Here is a 19,212-nt window from a genome sequence, read left to right on the forward strand (position 1 = left end):
CGAGGTTGATTGTTAATAGTGAAACGGATTACATGTTGAATTCAGAGATTAGACGCTCAATCAGCCAATAAAGTCCCATCAGACCAACGATGGAGGAGGTAATATACGTCCACCAGACTTGTCGGCTGCTTGTGCTTGTAATCAGCTTTCGGATCAACCATAGAATTGGAATAACGATCGCCAGAACGACAAGCTGGCCAATCTCTACGCCAAGGTTAAAGGAGAAGAGCGGCAGGGCAATATTGCCCGACATTGTTCCGTGCAGAATCTCCGCAAATCCAAAGCCATGCACCATCCCGAACATCACCGTAACGGCAATCTGCTTGCCTTGCAGCTGCGGGAACCTTTTGCGGAACATCGTCTCAAACGCTACAAATACGATGCTTAGCGCAATAATAGGCTCTACAATAAGCGGCGACAACGACGCCAGATCCATGGCGGATAACACCAAGGTGATGCTGTGTCCGACCGTAAACGCCGAGACCAGCTTCAGCATCGTCCAGCCGCTTGTCCCCGATGCGAGGATTAAGCCGCAAAGGAATAACATGTGATCGGCACCCGACCAGATATGCTCCATTCCCATGGTGACGTACTCTTTCAACACGCTTGTCCAAGAGGATGATGTGCTAACAGGCTGCTGCCCGGACTCACCGGCTGCTGGCGTATCCGTTACACCTGCATCCGCACCGTGGTAGCCTTCCATTTGAAGAATATTGTTCGAGCTGTTAATGACTTGGACAATGGACTGCTGCCCCATTCGGATCGTTGCATAGCTGCGGTGATCAGGGTTTGTGCCATCATAAAAGTTATATTGAACCATGTACCGGTCGACAGGTTGTCCGAAGTCATAATTGATGTCGATCTCGATCATCGGCACTTTGGCTTTTTCCGTCTTTTTCGCTGCAAGAACAATTCCGGTACCCACCTTGCTGTTGCCGGTGACGATTAAGCGGTCATGAACCAGTGCCGTAAGCGTCGCATTTTCGCTGGTCAGCTCGTCTTCGGAAAGCTTGCCGTCACCGTTCCCGTCAAGCTGCGGCATAGCTTCGAGCAGCTCCTTCTCCAGCAAGAACAAGTTGTATTCCAGACTCTTGTCTTTTACGGTAATGTCCGAAAACCCCGTCGATGCGAAATGCGCGTCAGCTGTTCCGCCAAACACGGTCAGAAGCATCCATAAAGCAGCTAAAACCACTCCCGCTTTCCTGCGTATTCTCACAAGACTCCCCCTTTCTCTAGTTGATCAATAAACAACACACTTTGTGAGTATATGACTCTATTGTCAATCGAACGTCAATAATTGATTAAGAAACTGTTAAGGAGGGGCTTTTTGCCAAAAATAATGCATGATTTTGCATAAAAATGAACTTTTATACGAATCTATTTAAGTAATAACGTTTCTATGAAGCTGCAGACAGCGCAAAAAGCCCCTCAAAGCTGATACGCAGCCTTGAGGGGTGTTAAATAAACGATATCGAATACAAAACATTCTTACTATCTATTATTGAGACGCTTGCCTTTTAAATTGCTTCGCGTATTTGGCAACGACTCACGCGATCGAAGAGCTTAACAGATCGCGCACATTGGTATAGATCATCTGATGCGCGGCGGCGACGGCTTCGTGGGTAACGAAGCCGTCCATCACGTTAACGCCTCGCCTTACCGGCTCGCTGCCGGCGAGCGTCTCGCGGACGCCGCGGTCAGCGAGCGCCAGCGTATAGGGCAGCGTCGCGTTAGTCAATGCCGCCGTTGCCGTATACGGTACGGCGCCAGGCATATTGGCGACGGCGTAATGCAGAACGCCAAATCGCTCGAATACCGGCTCGGCATGCGTCGTGATCCGGTCGATTGTCTCCACGCTGCCGCCTTGGTCAATGGCGACATCCACAATAACCGAGCCGGCCGGCATGGAGCGGACCATGGTTTCGGTCACAAGCTTTGGCGCTTTAGCCCCCGGAATCAAGACCGCGCCAATGACCAAATCCGATTCGGCTACCGCTTCCGCGATTTGCCTCGAATGCGACGCCAGCGTCTGCACCCTGCCGGCGAAGCGGTCCTCCAGCGCCCGCAGCCTGTCTGCGTCCCGGTCAATGATAGACACCTCGGCGCCAAGACCCAGCGCAATCTGCGCAGCGCCTGTCCCAACCACGCCGCCGCCAATAATGGTCACGCGGCCTTTTTTCACGCCGGGCACCCCGCCAAGCAGAATCCCTCTGCCCCCATGCGCCTTCTCCAGAAACTGCGCTCCAACCTGTGCCGCCATCCTTCCCGCGATATCGCTCATCGGGGTAAGCAGCGGCAGCTGGCCGCCTGCCAGCTGAACCGTCTCGTAAGCAATCGCCGTTACTTTATGCCGTACCAGCGCTTCCGTCAGCTCCCGCTCCGCAGCCAGATGCAGATAAGTGAACAGCACCAGCCCTTCACGGAAATACCTGTACTCCTCCTTCAGCGGCTCCTTCACCTTCACAACCATATCCCTTGCCCAAGCCTCGCCAGCATCTTGGACAATCGAGGCGCCAACTCTCCGGTATTCTTCATCCGCGTAACCGGATGCCGTACCCGCTTCGGTCTCCACAAACACGCTGTGCCCATGCTTTACAAGTTCATATACTCCGCCCGGCGTCAAGGCCACGCGATGCTCCGAGCTTTTTCTCTCTTTTGGAACGCCAATCTCCATTTACGCTTCCTCCCATTCTCCTATCCTGATTGCGGCTGTGCCTTGCGTTGCCTATGAAAACGATCCTCTTGTATAATGAAGGAAAAACTAGATTCCCCCACTATTCCAAGTTAGGGCGGTGAATGTCCATGGTTGAAACGTTGATGCAGCTAACCGTTAGAGACATCCTGCAGCGCCCCCTGTTTCAGAAGGCTGAAACAATTGCCAGCGAAGAAGCCTTAAACCGCACCGTACGCTGGGTCCACATTATGGAAGTTACCCAGGTTGGCAAGCTTCTAAGCGGCAATGAGCTGATCCTGTCTACCGGCATAGGCTGGCATGACGATGAGGAGCTAAGCTTATCCTTCCTTCAGCAGCTTATTGATTCCGGCGCATCCGGCCTTTGCATCGAGCTTGGCACCTACACCAAAAAGCCATCCGATGCCATGATCGAGCTGGCGAAGCGCGAGAACTTCCCTCTTCTTTTTTTCCACCAAGAGGTCCGTTATATTGATATTACCCAAGATTTGCATGCCTACTTCATCCATCAGCATCACCGCATGGTCTACGAACTCGAAGCACTCTCAACCAAGCTCAATCAGCTCCTGCTCTCGGGCAAAGGCATTATGCCGCTGCTCAAGCTGCTCCACCACGCGACCGGCGCCCAAGTCGCCTTCTTCCCTCTGAATGCTGAAGCCCAGTTTATGCCGCATATGCCTCGTGCCAAGGCCGATACTTTCTACGAGCAGTGGATATACGGGGAAATGTTCGCCACACCCGTCCTAAAGCGCGGTCTCGCCCATCGTCCGATTCTTGCCCTTGATCATCTGTTCGCGGATCTGCTGCTGCAGTCCGAGCAGGAGCTTAGCGAATTTCAAATTCTCGCCCTCGACCGCTGCGCTACGGCACTCGCTCAAGAAATGATGCGCACCAAATATATGGAGGAAAGACGGCGCTACAAGGATGAAATGTGGGTTACGGATTGGCTAAGCGGCAAGCATGCCGACAAGGAGGTTCGGGACTACATCGGCTCGATCAAGCCTGCCGCCAAGCTGTATGGACTTACCGTCTGCGTGTTCCGTCTTCACGTAAAGCTGGCCGAATGGAAGGAAGGGGAGGAGCTGCTTATTCAGAAAAATATGGTTGCCCGCGCCATCTTCGAAGGCGAAGGCTATTTTCTCCTTCCCGCCATCCAGCATGACCATATCGTCTTTGTCCTCATAGACCAAATGAAGCAGTTGAAATGGAAGGAACGGCTTCTCCGCGCCATAGACCGCCTAAGAAGAACCGAGCTTAATCCGGATACAGCCCTATTCTCCGGCACGCTTGGCATCGGCAAATATTTGACCGATCTGTCAAGGGCCAAGGAGGGCTATGAATCCGCGCAGGAGACGGTAGCGATCCAGACGGATATCGGGCCGCTCAGCTCGCCGTTCTTCAACGATCTGCATACGTACCGAATCATCTCCGGACTGAAGAAAACCGGTATGCTGCCCGCTTTGATCGAGGAATATGTCGGCCCGCTCGCGCGGTACGATCAAGAGAAAAACGGGCAGCTGCTTAAGACGCTTAAGGTATTCTTATCCCTGTCCGGCTCCAAGCAGGATACGGCCCGGGAGCTGTTTATCGTCAGGCAGACGCTTTATCACCGGCTGGAAAAGATAGCCGCGCTGCTTGGCGAAGACTACCTGGTAGCCGATAAACGGCTGGCAATTGAGCTAGCGTTAAACGCGTACGAGTACAGTTACGGAGCGATCCAGTAACGCCGGCCTATCCAGCATCATTCCATCCGGATGAAGCAAGCTGCTTCACAACCAGATTGGACATGTACTTCCGGGCATCCGCGGAGAGCAGCTGCAGCACGGCGCTCTCCCCGCCGGGATGAACAAGCTCAATTGTTGCGCCGCTCAAATTCTCCACTACGCTATGAATTCGGAACTGCCTGCTTATATAAGCATCCAGCTTTGCTTTCTCCTCGATAAACTCCTGGTAAGCGGACATAAGGGAGCACCTCGCCTCTTTAGTAGATAGCTTCCAGTTACTCGTTGACAAACTTTTGGTCCACTCTCATACGGAATATCCGCTAACGATACCTTTGAGCTCGGCTCGCTTAAGCTTCTCCTCACTCTTTCTCCATGCTCTGTTAGATTCTTTGGGAGCTTACAGCTGCCGCACCTTCTCCTTCTTGCCGGAATCATTGGCATCCGGCTGCTTATACGTTGTCCGTTTCACGAATTGCCCCGTGCCCGCCGTCCCCACGTAAGCCTGATTCCTGATCACAAACTCGCCGCGAGAAAGCACGCTTTCCGGTACCCCGCTTACTTGAATGCCTTCAAACGGATTGTAATCCACGTTCATATGATGGGACTCCGCCGAGATGGTTCTTTCCGCGCCAGGGTCGAAAATAACGATATCCGCGTCGCTGCCCACGGCAATCGTCCCTTTACGCGGGAATAAGCCAAACAGCTTGGCATTGCGCGTGGCGACGATATCAACGAACTGGTTAAGAGTCAGCCTGCCTTTGGCAACGCCCTCCGAATACAGAATCGAGAAGCGATCCTCAATAACCGGACCTCCGTTTGGAATTTTGCTGAAATCGCCACGTCCAAGATCCTTTTGCCCCTTGAAGTTAAATGAGCACTGGTCTGAGCCCAGCGTCTGCAGCTGCCCGGTAATGAGGGCGTTCCAAAGCACCTCCTGGTGGCTCTTCTCTCGAAGCGGCGGAGACCAGACATACTTGGCTCCTTCGAAATCCGGCAGAGCCAGATACGATTGATCCAGCACCAGATACTGCGGACAAGTCTCGCCCCATACATCCACGCCGCGAGTTCTCGCTTCGCTGATTGCCTTTACCGCTTCCGCGCAGGTCACATGCACGACATACAGCCTTGCGCCAGTCAGCTCCGCAAGTGCCGCGGCCCGCGCTGTTGCTTCGCCTTCTATGGCGGAAGGTCGAGTCAACGCATGGTAGATAGGATCCGTGTTGCCTTCAGCGAGGGCCTTCTCCACAAGGAACTCAATCACGTCGCCATTCTCCGCATGCACCATCACCATAGCGCCAAGCTCCTTGGCCGACAGCATCGTCCGGTACAGCGTGCCGTCATCGGCCTGGAACACATTTTTATAAGCCATAAACACTTTAAACGAAGTGATTCCTTCGTCTTTCACGATAGAAGGCAGCTCTGCCAGCACGGCATCGTTAATCTCGCCGATCATCAGATGGAAGCTGTAATCGATCACCGCTCTGCCATCCGCCTTGGCATGCCACTTTTGAAGTGAATCGCTGAGAGGCTTCCCTTTGTCCGTCAGGCAAAAATCGATAATCGTCGTTGTTCCGCCAAATGCCGCCGCTCTCGTTCCCGACTCGAAATCATCGGCGGTCACTGTGCCGCCAAAGGGCATATCCAGATGGGTATGCGGATCAACGCCTCCCGGGAATACGTATTTCCCCGCCGCATCTACAATCTCCGCTCCTTCAGCCGTAAGCCCAAGGCCAATCTGTTTTATAATGCCGTCCTCAATCAGCACATCCGCCTGATACGTATCCGCCGCGGTGACAATTGTTCCATTGCGAATTATTTTTGCAGCCATCGCTTATACCGCCTCCTTGCTCGCGCCGCCCGGCGCTTGATTGGAATCGCCTGCGGACGCAATCGCCTTCTGGCGCTGATTCCAGGACATCGGCATTTCGCCCGATGGAATCTCCACCATGGAGATAGCCCCTTCTACCGGACATACGATGGAGCAGAGGTTGCAGCCGACGCAATCCTCCTCGCGAACCTTCAGGTAAGCCCTGCCGTCGTCCGTAGTCAGGCGCTCAATACATTGATGCGACGTATCCTCGCAGGCAATATGGCATTTGTTGCAGACGATGCAATTCTCCTCGTGAATCCTGGCGACCACCTGATAGTTGAGATCAAGATCGCCCCAATCCGAATAACGCGGAACGGACTTGCCAATCAGCTCGGTGACAGACTGCAAGCCCTTCTCGTCGAGATAGTTGTTCAGACCGTCTATCATATCCTCGACAATGCTGAAGCCGTGATGCATCGCCGCCGTGCATACCTGTACGCCCGTCGCGCCCATCAGCATGAACTCCACCGCATCGCGCCAATTGGAGACGCCTCCAATTCCGGAGATCGGCACATTCACTTGAGCGTTGCGCGCGCATTCGGCTACCATGTTGAGCGCAATCGGCTTCACGGCCGGACCGCAGTAGCCGCCATGCGCGCCTTTGCCGCCAACATGCGGGATCGTGTTCCAGGTGTCGAGATCTACGCCGGCCAGCGAGTTAATGGTGTTGATTAAGGAGATGGCATCCGCGCCTCCGCGGACGGCCGCTTTTGCCGTGGCTGTAATATCCGTAATATTGGGCGTCAGCTTAACGATGACCGGCGTCTTCGCCGCTTCCTTCGCCCACATCGTTTGCGCCTCGACGAGATCGGGCTGCTGGCCGGAGGCCGAGCCCATGCCGCGCTCCGCCATGCCATGCGGACAGCCGAAGTTCAGCTCAAGTCCGTCCACGCCAACGGCTTCCACCCTCTTGACAATCTCATGCCACTTCTCCCGCTTCGGCTCCACCATCAGGGACACCACAACGGCATGGTTCGGAAAACGTTTCTTCGTCTCGTAGATTTCCTTCAGGTTGACCTCAAGCGGCCGGTCCGTAATAAGCTCGATATTGTTAAAGCCGGCTACGCGCTGCCCGTTAAAATGCACGGCCGCAAACCTTGACGAGGTATTAATAATCGGATCCCCAAGCGTCTTCCATACCGCCCCGCCCCAGCCCGCTTCGAAAGCTCGCTGCACCTGGTAGCCCGTATTGGTTGGCGGCGCGGATGCCAGCCAGAACGGATTCGGCGAGGATATGCCCGCCAGATTGATACGCAAATCAGCCATCGCTATCCCATCCCTCCCACAATGTCATTGCTATGCCGTCTCCTCCTGCTGCTTCACCAGCTGCCGGTAGATCGCATAAGCGGCCTTCTTCCCCTGCTGCGCCGCCGACACGACCATCGCTTCCCCTTGCCCGTCGCCGAAAATCACATCGCCAGCGGCGAATATTTGCGGATCGGAGGTTTGGAACGTAACCGGATCAATCGCCACAATGCCGCGTTTATGCGATAGTCCAAGCTGCTCGACGAGATCGATATGCCTGTTCTGGCCAATGGCCAGAACAACGGCATCCACATCCATGAAGAACTCCGAGCCTGCCACCGGCACCGGACGGCTCCGGCCCTCGCTCTCCTCCAGCCTCATTGCTATACATTCCATCGCCGTGACGTTGCCCGCGGTATCGCCAACTACCCGCTTGGGAGCCGTCAGCCACTTGAAGACAACGCCGTCCTGCTTCGCGAAGTCGAACTCGAAATCGTATGCCGTCATCTCTTCGACGGTACGACGGTAGACAATCGTCACCTCGCCCGCTCCAAGCCGAACCGAACAGGTGGCCGCGTCAATCGCGGTATTGCCGGCCCCGATAACGGCAACTTTTTTCCCCGCGATGTCTGTCCGGATGGACGTTTTGGTGGATTCCACGAAATCAATCGCGTCGTAGACGCCACGCAAGCCTTCGCCCTCGATGCCCAGCTTTGGCACCTTCGACATTCCAATCGCCAGCACCACCGCATCGTATTGCTGTCTGATCTCCTCGACGGCGATATCGACGCCAACCTTTACGCCCGTTCGGATCTCTACGCCAAGCTGCTTCACCTGCTCCACTTCCCACAGCGAGATTTCCTGCGGCAGCCGGAACGAGACGATGCCATAAGTATCGAGGCCCCCTGCCTGCTCCTTCGCTTCGAAGATCGTTACGGCAAAGCCAAACCGGGCCAGCTCTCTTGCCGCCGACAAGCCTGCCGGCCCGCCGCCGATAACGGCAATCTTGTTCCCATTGCTTCGCCCCGCCGTGAACAGCACCTGCTCGTTGCGGATTGCCCAATCGGTCGCATACCTCTGGAGATCGCCAATCATAATCGGCTTGGACGAATGATTGAGAACGCAAGCCCCCTCGCATAGCTCCTCCGTCGGGCATACCCGCGAGCAGCTGGCGCCAACCGGATTCGCCTCCATGATCGTCCGGGCGGAGCCCTTCATGTTGCCGGAGGCGATCTTTTTGATAAAAGACGGAATGTTGATCCCTGTCGGACAAGCCTTGATACAAGGGGCATCATAGCAATAAAGGCAGCGGTTCGACTCCTCGATCGCTTCCTTTGGCCTCATCCCGGCTTTTACCTCGGCAAAATTGCGCCTCAATGATTCAGCAGATATAAACGTTGCAGCCATCCGTTCATCCTCCTTTCGCGAAGCGCTTATTATAGGTTTATGATGTTGTTGTACGTTTCCGGCCTGCGATCCCGATAAAACTGCCAAATATTCCGCACCTCGCGAATCAGCTCTTTGTCCATCACGCCAATGACGACCTCATCTCGATCCCGGCTGCCGATCGCCACAATGGAGCCTCGCGGATCCACCAAATACGACTGCCCGTAGAATTCTCCCATATTCCAAGGCGCCTCAACCCCAACCCGATTAATGGCAGCTACATAATACCCGTTAGCCACCGCATGGGCGGGCTGCTCCAGCTTCCACAAATATTCCGAAGTGCCCGCCACCGTCGCCGACGGATTAAACACAATCTCCGCCCCGTTCAGCCCAAGCGCACGCGCCCCTTCCGGGAAGTGCCGGTCATAGCAGATGTACACGCCAACCTTGGCAAAGGCCGTATCGAATACCGGATAACCCAGGTTACCCGGTTTAAAATAATACTTTTCCCAGAAGCCGCAGCCACCGTCGCCAGCCGCCACATGCGGGATATGATGCTTGCGGTATTTGCCGAGATAGGTGCCGTCCGCGTCAATGACCGCCGCCGTGTTATAGTAATTAGCTATGCCGTCCCGCTCATAAACAGGGAGAATAAGGACAACTCCCAGCTCGCGGGCAAGCTCCTGGAACAATCGCGTTGTAGGACCGTTCGGCACTTCTTCCGAAGCGTCATACCATTTGGTTACTTGCTCGGCACAGAAATACGGTCCGTAGAAAACCTCCTGCAACGAGATGATCTGCGCGCCTTTGACCGCTGCCTCCCGGACGAGCCGGACATGCTTCTCTATAGCTGCCTTTTTGTGAACCTCTACCGGTTCATCCCCATGCACATCGTTGGATGCCTGGATTAATCCGATCGTAACTTTACTCATCGCTTCTCCTCCCAATTTCTTTGGTTCCGCTTGCGATCCGTTGTGCCGCCCGATACAGCAGCTCGGCACCTGCCGCAATATCCTCAGGAGACGAATACTCCTTGGGATTATGGCTGATTCCCTCCTTGCACCGGACAAAAATCATGCTGTAATCACATACGTAAGACATGGTCAGCGAATCGTGGAAAGGCCCGCTCATGAGCTCAGGCAGCTGCATATCCATCCCGGACGCTTCCTTCCGCAAAATATCCTTCAGCCATTCCGCGCAATAACGAGGCTCGCTGTTCGTATCCTCCCGGATCAAATATTGCAGGTCATGCTCATCGCAAATGTCTTGAATCGTCTCGAGCAGCTGCTGCTCCCGTTCATTCCTCCGGGAAAGAACGATATCCCTCAGGTCAACCGTAAACGTCACCTTCTCCGGAATGATATTGCGGGAATCCGGAAATACGGTGAGCGATCCTACCGTCCCTACCGTTGAGGCTCCTTCTTCCAGCCTGGCAAGATCATTCAGCGCTACGATAACCTTGGCTGCCCCCACCAGCGCGTCCCGTCTCATCGGCATGGGCACCGAGCCCGCATGTCCGGCAAAGCCATTGAGTTCTACCGTCCACCAAAGCGGACCCGATATGCCGGTCACAATGCCAATAGGCGAATCCAGCGATTCCAGCACCGGCCCTTGCTCAATATGAAGCTCCAGGAAAGCGCCAATCCGTCCCGCTTCAAACGTATATCCTTCAAACTCAGCCGGGTCGCAGCCAAATTCAAGCAAGGCTTCCCGGCGAGTTACGCCATTCTTGTCCTTCCGGTTAAGCTCTCCTTCCTCGAGCTTGCCCGTCATGCCGCGAACGCCAAATAATCCTTTGTTGAACCGGCAGCCCTCTTCATCGCAGAAGGCGACGACTTCCATGTCCATCTCCGGGACAAAGCCCTTTTCCGCCATCGTCTGCACGACTTCGATCGCCCCAAGGACGCCAATGGCGCCGTCATAGCGGCCGCCATAAGGCTGCGAATCGACATGGGAGCCGAGCATAAGCACCGGAAGCTCCGGGTCCTTGCCTTTGAACACGCCAATCAAGTTGCCAAAAGGATCCATTCTCGTCCGCATTCCCGCTTCTTCCATCCAGCTCTTGACCTGCTCCACGCCTGCCCGGTCTTCCTTCGACAAGGCGAGCCTGCATACGCCGGTCTCCCCAATCCTTCCGATCTGCGCCAGTTCCTCAATTCGACGGTTTAACCGTTCTGCATTAATCGTTGCGTAAAGCTCCACACTCATATCCCGTTCCCTCCCGTCCAGACTCCGATGACATATAAGTATGTACAAGATTTGAATTTATACGGCTAGTCAGATAGCTGCCCCCAAGCGAGGGCAGCTTCCCGAGTTAGATCGATCCTCACCTCATGCCTTATGATTATGCGAGTCATGCGCTAACACAGTATTATTGACAAGGAGTTAAGGTCCTTCAGGGACCTTAACTCTCCAGATTCCGCTTACTATAGGCAGTTAAGGTCCCTCGGGGACCTTAAGCTTCTCCAACTAGCCCACTTCCGGCTCAAAATCATCCCTTCATCTGGACTTAAGGTTCCTCAGGGACCTTAAGTCTCCAAATTCCGACTACTGCAGGCTGTTTAAGGTCCCTCAGGGACCTTAAACTTCTCCAGCAGCCGATACATATAGGCTGAACCTAAACTAGCTCTTTTCCGCATCCGCCAGAATGGTCTTGTCGATCGCCTTGCCAAGATCCGGCGCCGCCTTGATTAATCCGTACTTGAGGGAGATATCGACCGTCCGCTGGACCGCATCATCTACAAACGAGCCGACCTGCGCATCCGTAAACCCTTCCGGCTTCACCAGCTTCGCCATCTCCATCAGCATCGTGGACTGATGCTCCTTCGTGGTGCTTCCCTCCGTTACGGCCTTCATCACGATATCCACGGATTCATCCTGGTTGGCAATCGCATAATTCCAGCCCTTCATTGTCGCGCGGATGGCTTTCACCGCGGTATCGCGGTTATTTTTCAGCCAATCCTCCTTCACTACGAGCGTATCCTCAAGCATCCCTACACCGGCATCTTCAAAATCATAGACGAACAGATCCTCCGGCTTCACGCCGCTCTCCAGCACGACATGATATTCGTTATAGATCGTGGAGATCGCCACATCCAGCTGCTTGTTGAAAAACTGATCCATCGTAAACCCCTGCTTCACCAGCTCTACATCCTTCTGCGGATCAAGTCCGTTCCTCTCCATAAAAGCGAGCACCTGGAACTGCTGGCTTCCCGTCCACATGCCAACCTTCTTCCCCTTCATCTTCTCAGGAGAGTCTATGCCGGAAGACTTATCTGCTACGAATCGGTAAGAGCTCTTCTGCAAGATTTGGGCGACCGATACAAGCGGCAGACCGTTGTCCCGGTTCACCAATAGGCTGTCAAAGCTGGTTACGCCGATATCCGCCGCGCCGTTCACCACCTGCTGCTCGATAACGACATCAGGTCCGCCCGGCACAATCTCGACATCCAGCCCCTCCTGATCGTAGAAGCCCTTTTCCTTGGCAACAAAAATACCGGCGAACTGGGCCTGCGGCACCCATTTCAGCTGGATCTTCACCTTCTGCAGCGGCTCGCTTGCCTTGCCTTCGTTTCCAGGCTCGGACGAGCTGTCATTGCCGCAGGCTGCGACTATGATCAGCGCCATCGCCATGGTCATCGTTGTTACAGCTTTCAGGACCCGGTTTCTCTTTCTCATCTCTACCATCCACTCCCTATCGCCATCTATTTGTAAGAGGCTGACATCCCCTGATGCGTGAGAAGCTACTGTCTTTTGCGCTGCGCAACATGCCACGGAACGGCGAGTCTCTCGATCAGCTGAATGCAATAGTAGAGAACGATGCCAAGCACGGCCGCGATAACAATGCAGGACCACGCGATTGGCATATTGCCCAGCTTGATCTGATCCGATAACAGAAAGCCAAGACCCCTAGATGAGATAAAAAACTCGCCCACGATCGCCCCGATAATTCCGGTAGCCATGTTGATTTTGAGCGCGGTAAATATCGTCGGCAGCGCAAGCCTGAATCGAAGCTTCAGAAAAATCGTAAATCTGCCGGCCGCGTAAGCATGCATAAGCTCCAGATAAGCGGGCTCGACGGAACGGAGTCCCTTGTAGGCGCTGACCGCCATCGTTGCCATCGTCATAATCGAGACAATGGCTATCTTGGAGGCGACGCCGTCGCCAAACCAGTTGTTCATCACCGGTGCAAGCGCGACAATCGGAACGGCGTTTAAGGCGGCAAGCAAGGTAATGGCGCCTTTACCGGCTTGAGGTCCGAAGGATGCTGCAACGGCTGCGAATAGACCAATCGCCGAGCCGATCAGGCAGCCTCCGATCATCTCCGCTCCGGTATATAGCGAGTAGCTCCATAACAGATCGCTATTTGCTTGAATAGCCTTCGCTATCGAAGAGGGAATGGGCAGCTGATAGAGCTCCAGGCGAAACAGCGTGTGGAACCCTTTTAACTGCCAGATCATCAGAAACACCAGGCCAAATCCGATGGGAAGCCAAAACGGGCTTCGGGATTCTTTTCTGGCAGAAGAACCCTTCGTATGGTGAACCCTAGCGTTCAGCCCTGAAGCAGGATCATCCGCTATTCTTGGCAGAGGGGCAGAGACAGGGGACTGCTCCGTATTGACGGCTGTTACCTCCTTCATCTCTCCCCTCCTCCTTGCTGTCGGAATTCCGGCTGCCATGGGGTCAGTAGCCGTTCAGCCAGCGTGACAAGAAGGAACCAGATTAGTCCGATGACCACGCTGATCAAGATCGTTGACCAGAACATATACACCTGCGAGCTGCCATAATAAAGTGAGCTGAGCATAAGGACGCCAATACCGTTAGGTGCGCCCATCAGCTCGACAATGATGGAAGCCGTAATGGCGAGTGGAGCGGATAGCTTCAGTCCGGCAAAAAGCCCCGGCAGCGATGCCTTCAGCCGCAGCTTGGCGTACGTCGTCCATACGGACGCGGCATACGAGCGCATAAGCTCCTCTTGCTCCGGTCTGATGCTCTGAAGCCCGCGAAGCATATGAATGGCTACCGGAAAGAACGTCACATATCCCGCCATTAATACCCTCGACAGCGCGGGATCATGGATAATGCCATACAGAATTGGAGCAAGCCCGATAATCGGAACCATTTGCGAAGCGATCATATAAGGAGATAACGTCAGCTCAACGGCCCTAGACAAGCTCATCACGATCGCAAGAATCACGCCTACCGCGGTGCCAATCAGGAATCCGGTTATCGAATTGCCGAACGTGATCGCTCCTTGCTCGGCAAGTGTAGGCCAGTGTTGGATTAAAGCTTCAATGACCAGATGCAGATAAGGAAGCTTGGAGGCCGGGGCCAGCACATGGGCAATATCGGTTATGTACCAGGCGGCCGCTTCCCACAGGATCAGAGCTCCAAGCACCCATAGCACGATAATCCCGCTTTGGCCGCCTTTTCTGAGCCATCCGCTCATGAGAATCACCTCTTCAAAAGAATTGCGAATGCAATTCTTGCTTCGTAAGCATTTGCTTAAAAGAATTGCGAATGCTCGCATCGTAAGCATTCTCTTAAGAACTGCGAATTAAAAAGCAACTCCTCACCTGAGCCGTCATCTCATGGAAACGGGTGGAATTGCGAATCTGCTCGTAGCTTCCCTCCTCCCGTTCCATGTCCAGAATGGAGTGGACGCGCCCCGGATGCGCCGACATCACGATAACCCGATCCGACAGGAAGACCGCCTCCGGAATGCTGTGAGTCACAAATACGATCGTCTTTTTTGTCTGCCTCTGGATATCGAGCAGGTCAAGCTGAAGCTTCTCCTTCGTGAATTCATCCAAGGCAGAGAAGGGTTCATCCATCAGCAGGATAGGCGGATCAAGCGATAAGGCTCTTGCAATGGCCACTCTCTGCTGCATGCCGCCGCTTAGCTGCCAAGGATAATGATGCTTAAACTTCGTTAAGCCAACCATGTCGATAAGCCGTTCCGATATGGCTGAATATTCCGACTTTTTAAGGCCTAACACTTCCATTGGAAGCTCAATATTATCCTTCACCGTACGCCATTCGAACAAGGTTGGGCTTTGGAAGACAATTCCGAACTTCCTTTTCAGTCTTACCTCTCTAGGCACTTCCTCTCCGATGGTGATCTGACCGCTAGTTGGCTCAAGCAGATCCGCCATTAACCTTAACAGTGTCGACTTCCCGCAGCCCGACGGCCCGAGGAGGGATACGAATTCACTGCGATACACCTCAAAGCTGACATGCGAGAGTGCCGTAACCTCCCGCCCTTTGCGCCCAAATACCATGGACACATCGTCTATTCGAATTTCCGTCTCCCTCTGTCTATCAAGTGACAACAATCCCCCACCTCCTGTTATCATGCTGAAAACTTACATAAGATACTTTTGCGCCCGCAATGTTGCTGTTATGTAATATTATATAACACGTAATTTGGATTACATTATACAAACTGTTTTATAAAATCACCAAAACATTAGACGATATGTATAGAGGCAAGGCGGTAACGGTTGAATGATGTCAGACCTCTGTTACTATACTTGCGTGTTCGTTGTCGCACGATAAAGCAGGTGCTATTGGTCTGAGGAGTCGCTAAAGGCTGTATAGAGTATAGTTTGGATGGTCGCCTGATGGTTGGAAGAACAGCAAATCAGAGCGGTACGCGTCTCTCTTCTTCCCACCTGCGTTGTACATTCTGCAGGATAACAGAGGAAATAGGCCCTTAGGCGATGGCTACGTTGCACAATCTACAGCATTTTTAGTCAAAATAGGCCAATAGGGCACTAATTCTTCGAATATACTGCACAACGTACAATGTAGGACAAGCTACGGGGCTAGTGAGCCGCTTTATGCTGTATTGCGTACAGTGTAAATGAGAGAAATAATGACTGGCGCGGTATTCTTCGTGGGCGGGATCCCTTCGGCTCGCGGGGAACCCCGTTCAACACAAAACAAAAAAATAGAGGCCGTCCCAATGGGGACAACCTCTATTCAACCGATTCTATTCTAGCGGCGGTCTATCGCCGAAATCGTAAACGTGAAGCTCAGATCCTGATCAGCCGGGATCTGGTATTCCGGATGAACCGGAGCGCCCCAGCTGTCGTCGCCGCCAACGCCCATTTGGCGTCCAGCTACGGTTACGACCGTATAATGCGGCTGTGGAAGCTCGTACCAATGAGCGGCATTCTCCAGCTCAAACGCCGTGTAAGGCGATACGTTGCATTCCACCGGGGCCGATGGCGATGCCGTCAGCTGCAGGCCAAAGCCTTGGCTGTCGGCAATCTTCACATGCCGCACACCCGTACGGTTACCCGTCTCCTGCGGTACCAGATAAGGAGTCGGCAGCTCCTTCACCTCGCGGCTGAACGTTCCAAGACGCGCTCCAAATGCACGGTCAATGTAGTTCTCTTCCGGACCCATCGCATACCAATCGGTTTGATCATAATCAGCAGGCAGCTTGAACGTCAGGCCAATGACCGGAACGTTAGGAAGACCTGCTGCACCTTTGTAATCCGTCTTCACTTCAATGCTGCCATCCGCGAAGACGGTATACGTCGTGCGGACGCGCAGCTCGGCGCTGATGCTGAATCCATACTCGAATGCAACCGTCACTTGGTCACCGGACTTCGCAACATCGAGCTCAACCTTCAGGCATTTGCGTGCAAGACTTGCCGCATACCATAGACCAGCATCGTAACCATGCGCATAACCTTTATCGTTATCGGTCTGTGCACGCCAGAATTGCGGTACCGGCGGCGCTGCGATAAACTCGCGGCTGCCGTAACGGACCGATGCCAGCGAGCCAACGCCTTTCGAGAACTGAATCGTAAAGCCGTCGCCCATCACGCCAATGTTCACGTCGCCTTCTACAACGCGAAGCGAGCCAACGGGCATAGCTTTTTCCCCTTCAACAACAAATACGGCTTCGCCAAAGGCCACTTCATGGCCGGCTTCCGCCCACAGCTCATCCTGCTTCAGAACAAGCGCGGTATGAACCGCGTATTCGCCAGCCGCATTCGTTACCGCTTCCGGCAGCGTAAGCGGAACAACTTTCTCGCTTCCCGCTTCAACCGACACTTCGCTAGTTGCGCTGAATACTAGAGCGCCGTTGCGGAGCAAGCGTACGGACAAAGCCCATTCGCTTGTATTTACAAAAAGGTTCTCATTAATAACTTTAACTTCCGTGCGCGAAGGAACTAGCTTCACATTCTGATACAGGAATTTCACTTCCTGCATCTTAGGCGTTACGCGGCGGTCTGCGAACACAATGCCGTTGCCGCAGAAGCTGTAATCCGTTGGACGGTCGTTAAAGTCTCCGCCGTAAGCGAAGAACTCATTCCCATAGCGGTCTTTGGTCATGATGGACTGGTCCATGTAATCCCAAATAAAGCCGCCTTGGTACATCGGGTACTTCTGCTCCAGCTCGGTATATTTATGCATGCCGCCAACCGAGTTGCCCATAGCATGCATATATTCGCAGCTGATATACGGCTTGCCCGGATTGCTCTCCAGATATTCGATAATATCCGCGGGCTTCGCATACATCCGGCTTTCCATATCGCTTGTCGCATCATAATCACGGTTGTGGAATACGCCTTCATAATGAACGAGACGGCTCGGATCCTTGGCATGGAAGTACTTCGTCGCATTCAGGATCACTTCGCCCGCATACGATTCATTGCCGCAAGACCAGATCAGAATCGAAGGATGGTTTTTGTCCCGCTCCAGCATCGACTCAGCACGGTCAAGAACCGATCCTTGCCATTCCGGCAGGTTACCCGGCACGTTCCAGGAAGGCTCTACCGCGCCCATCTTCTGCCACGAACCATGCGATTCCAGATTCATCTCATCGATCAGGTAAATGCCGTATTCGTCACAAAGCTCGTACCACAACGTCTGGTTCGGATAGTGCGAAGTACGGACGGCATTCATGTTGTTCTGCTTGATCGTCTTGATGTCCCACAGCATGTCCTCGGCCGTAATGGCACGGCCGCGGCGCACGTTAAATTCATGGCGGTTAACGCCTTTGAATACGATACGCTTGCCGTTCAGGTGCATCACCTTGTTAATCATTTCGAAACGGCGGAAGCCCGCCTTCTGAACGATCGCTTCAACCAGTTCGCCTTGCGCATTCAGGATGGAGAGGCTAACGCTGTACAGATACGGAGACTCCGCGCTCCACGGCTTCACTTTTCCTGCATCAACAGTAAGCGACAGCTTGCCATCCGCAAACGCACCTTCGCCCGTTGCCACAACGGCTCCATCGGCATCCTTAAGCTCCAGCTTCACTTGTGCCGAAGCCTTCTCGAGCAGCTCCAGATCAACGGTCAGCTTGCCAGCTGTATAGCTGTCATCCAGATCCGCATGGACAAACAGATCTCTCACGTGGATTTCCGGTACCGTATACAGATACACATCGCGGAAAATTCCCGAGAAACGCCAGAAGTCCTGATCCTCGAGCCAAGCGCCGGAGCTGCGTTGGTAGACCTCCACCGCAAGCTTGTTGTCGCCTTCCCGAATAAACGGGGTCAGGTCAAATTCCGAAGGAGTAAAGCTGTCTTCCGCGTAGCCAACAAACTCGCCGTTCAGCCATACGTAGAAAGCAGACTCAACGCCCTGGAACGAGATATAGACAGGGCCTGTCATCGATTCCGGCTTGCGGAAATGCTTTACGTAGCTGCCTACCGGATTGCTGACCACCGGAATTGCCGGAGGGCGAACAGCGTCCAGACCATCCCACGGGTACATCGTATTTACATATTGCAGCTGGCCATGGCCTTGCATCTGAATATGCCCGGGCACTTGAATGTCATCCCAGCCGCTGCAATCAAAGTCTTGTTTATAGAAGTTTTCGATCCGGCTTGCCACATTGACGGCATAGCTGAATTTCCAACCACCGTTCAATTCATGGCGCATCGCCATTGGCGCTTTGCTCTCCGCTTCCTCCATCGTGCGGTAATACCGATGATCGGAGTGCGCGTCCACCCGGTTTACCCGGTAAACCGTCGGGTCGCTGAGCCAATTGATGTCTGCCCTTGTTGCTTTCATTACGAAATTTCCTCCCCTAAAATGAATTATCACCACAATGGGCGTGCTTCGCCCATCGTGATGATTCATTACTTCGTAAGCATTAACTTTAATGAATTATCACCACAATGGCCCGTTTGTACGGGCAATCGTGATGATTCATTACTTCGTAAGCATTAACTTTAATGAATTATCACCACAATGGCCCGTTTGTACGGGCAATCGTGATGATTCATTACTTCGTAAGCATTAACTTTAATGAATTATCACCACAA

14 protein-coding genes are annotated in these 19,212 nt (G+C 53.6%); 1 reads left to right on the forward strand and 13 read right to left on the reverse strand.

Going from position 1 to position 19,212, the window contains the following annotated elements; all coding sequences use genetic code 11:
• Window positions 1-28 precede the first annotated feature (28 nt).
• Together M3194_RS31530 and ald are read right to left on the reverse strand one after the other, a co-directional pair.
• Entirely contained in the window at window positions 29-1,216 is a 1,188-nt protein-coding gene (locus tag M3194_RS31530; protein ID WP_251657786.1) for a HupE/UreJ family protein, read from the reverse strand.
• 330 nt (window positions 1,217-1,546) lie between these two features.
• Complete coding sequence (ald, locus tag M3194_RS29965) at window positions 1,547-2,674, reverse strand: alanine dehydrogenase (protein WP_251657787.1); 1,128 nt, start codon at window positions 2,672-2,674, stop codon at window positions 1,547-1,549.
• Window positions 2,675-2,802: 128 nt separating this feature from the next.
• Here ald and M3194_RS29970 point away from each other — a divergent pair, with 128 nt between their 5' ends.
• Window positions 2,803-4,416 (forward strand): PucR family transcriptional regulator, encoded by a 1,614-nt coding sequence (locus M3194_RS29970; RefSeq protein ID WP_251657788.1) that lies wholly within the window; start codon window positions 2,803-2,805, stop codon window positions 4,414-4,416.
• A 7-nt stretch (window positions 4,417-4,423) separates the two neighbouring features.
• Here the strand turns inward: M3194_RS29970 and M3194_RS29975 are convergent, their stop codons facing one another.
• The 11 genes from M3194_RS29975 to lacZ all read right to left on the reverse strand — a co-directional run bounded on the left by M3194_RS29975 (window position 4,424) and on the right by lacZ (window position 18,958).
• Window positions 4,424-4,654: a hypothetical protein gene (locus M3194_RS29975; RefSeq protein WP_251657789.1), complete on the reverse strand. Its 231-nt coding sequence runs from the start codon at window positions 4,652-4,654 to the stop codon at window positions 4,424-4,426.
• Window positions 4,655-4,813: 159 nt separating this feature from the next.
• Window positions 4,814-6,244: a dihydropyrimidinase gene (hydA, locus tag M3194_RS29980; RefSeq protein WP_251657790.1), complete on the reverse strand. Its 1,431-nt coding sequence runs from the start codon at window positions 6,242-6,244 to the stop codon at window positions 4,814-4,816.
• Between the two features lie 3 nt (window positions 6,245-6,247).
• Complete coding sequence (gene preA / locus M3194_RS29985) at window positions 6,248-7,552, reverse strand: NAD-dependent dihydropyrimidine dehydrogenase subunit PreA (protein ID WP_251657791.1); 1,305 nt, start codon at window positions 7,550-7,552, stop codon at window positions 6,248-6,250.
• Window positions 7,553-7,582: 30 nt separating this feature from the next.
• Window positions 7,583-8,938 (reverse strand): NAD(P)-dependent oxidoreductase, encoded by a 1,356-nt coding sequence (locus M3194_RS29990; protein WP_251657792.1) that lies wholly within the window; start codon window positions 8,936-8,938, stop codon window positions 7,583-7,585.
• 29 nt (window positions 8,939-8,967) lie between these two features.
• Window positions 8,968-9,849, reverse strand: a complete 882-nt coding sequence (locus M3194_RS29995) for a nitrilase-related carbon-nitrogen hydrolase (protein WP_251657793.1) — start codon at window positions 9,847-9,849, stop codon at window positions 8,968-8,970.
• Window positions 9,842-11,125, reverse strand: coding sequence for a M20 family metallo-hydrolase (locus M3194_RS30000; RefSeq protein WP_251657794.1), 1,284 nt, complete (start codon window positions 11,123-11,125; stop codon window positions 9,842-9,844). The genes M3194_RS29995 and M3194_RS30000 overlap by 8 nt, the downstream gene beginning before the upstream one ends.
• A gap of 414 nt (window positions 11,126-11,539) precedes the next feature.
• Window positions 11,540-12,595 (reverse strand): ABC transporter substrate-binding protein, encoded by a 1,056-nt coding sequence (locus M3194_RS30005; RefSeq protein WP_251657795.1) that lies wholly within the window; start codon window positions 12,593-12,595, stop codon window positions 11,540-11,542.
• Between the two features lie 65 nt (window positions 12,596-12,660).
• Complete coding sequence (locus M3194_RS30010; RefSeq protein WP_251657796.1) at window positions 12,661-13,557, reverse strand: ABC transporter permease; 897 nt, start codon at window positions 13,555-13,557, stop codon at window positions 12,661-12,663.
• Window positions 13,554-14,366, reverse strand: a complete 813-nt coding sequence (locus M3194_RS30015) for an ABC transporter permease (protein ID WP_251657797.1) — start codon at window positions 14,364-14,366, stop codon at window positions 13,554-13,556. Before M3194_RS30015 ends, M3194_RS30010 begins: the two co-directional genes overlap by 4 nt.
• Before the next feature lie 94 nt (window positions 14,367-14,460).
• Window positions 14,461-15,273, reverse strand: coding sequence for an ABC transporter ATP-binding protein (locus M3194_RS30020; protein WP_397334395.1), 813 nt, complete (start codon window positions 15,271-15,273; stop codon window positions 14,461-14,463).
• A 643-nt stretch (window positions 15,274-15,916) separates the two neighbouring features.
• On the reverse strand, window positions 15,917-18,958 hold the full coding sequence (gene lacZ, locus M3194_RS30025; protein ID WP_251657799.1) for a beta-galactosidase, LacZ type: 3,042 nt from the start codon (window positions 18,956-18,958) through the stop codon (window positions 15,917-15,919).
• Between the last annotated feature and the right edge of the window lie 254 nt (window positions 18,959-19,212).

Origin of the sequence: Paenibacillus glycanilyticus (assembly GCF_023715145.1) — a bacterium.
GTDB classification, from domain to species: domain Bacteria; phylum Bacillota; class Bacilli; order Paenibacillales; family Paenibacillaceae; genus Pristimantibacillus; species Pristimantibacillus glycanilyticus_A.

Excerpts from the sequence above, each read along its gene's own strand:
- ald (WP_251657787.1), bottom strand. The coding sequence starts at position 2,674 with ATGGAGATTGGCGTTCCAAAAGAGAGAAAAAGCTCGGAGCATCGCGTG.
- M3194_RS29970 (WP_251657788.1), top strand. The coding sequence starts at position 2,803 with ATGGTTGAAACGTTGATGCAGCTAACCGTTAGAGACATCCTGCAGCGC.
- M3194_RS29975 (WP_251657789.1), bottom strand. The coding sequence starts at position 4,654 with ATGTCCGCTTACCAGGAGTTTATCGAGGAGAAAGCAAAGCTGGATGCT.
- hydA (WP_251657790.1), bottom strand. The coding sequence starts at position 6,244 with ATGGCTGCAAAAATAATTCGCAATGGAACAATTGTCACCGCGGCGGAT.
- preA (WP_251657791.1), bottom strand. The coding sequence starts at position 7,552 with ATGGCTGATTTGCGTATCAATCTGGCGGGCATATCCTCGCCGAATCCG.
- M3194_RS29990 (WP_251657792.1), bottom strand. The coding sequence starts at position 8,938 with ATGGCTGCAACGTTTATATCTGCTGAATCATTGAGGCGCAATTTTGCC.
- M3194_RS29995 (WP_251657793.1), bottom strand. The coding sequence starts at position 9,849 with ATGAGTAAAGTTACGATCGGATTAATCCAGGCATCCAACGATGTGCAT.
- M3194_RS30000 (WP_251657794.1), bottom strand. The coding sequence starts at position 11,125 with ATGAGTGTGGAGCTTTACGCAACGATTAATGCAGAACGGTTAAACCGT.
- M3194_RS30005 (WP_251657795.1), bottom strand. The coding sequence starts at position 12,595 with ATGAGAAAGAGAAACCGGGTCCTGAAAGCTGTAACAACGATGACCATG.
- M3194_RS30010 (WP_251657796.1), bottom strand. The coding sequence starts at position 13,557 with ATGAAGGAGGTAACAGCCGTCAATACGGAGCAGTCCCCTGTCTCTGCC.
- M3194_RS30015 (WP_251657797.1), bottom strand. The coding sequence starts at position 14,366 with ATGAGCGGATGGCTCAGAAAAGGCGGCCAAAGCGGGATTATCGTGCTA.
- M3194_RS30020 (WP_397334395.1), bottom strand. The coding sequence starts at position 15,273 with ATGATAACAGGAGGTGGGGGATTGTTGTCACTTGATAGACAGAGGGAG.
- lacZ (WP_251657799.1), bottom strand. The coding sequence starts at position 18,958 with ATGAAAGCAACAAGGGCAGACATCAATTGGCTCAGCGACCCGACGGTT.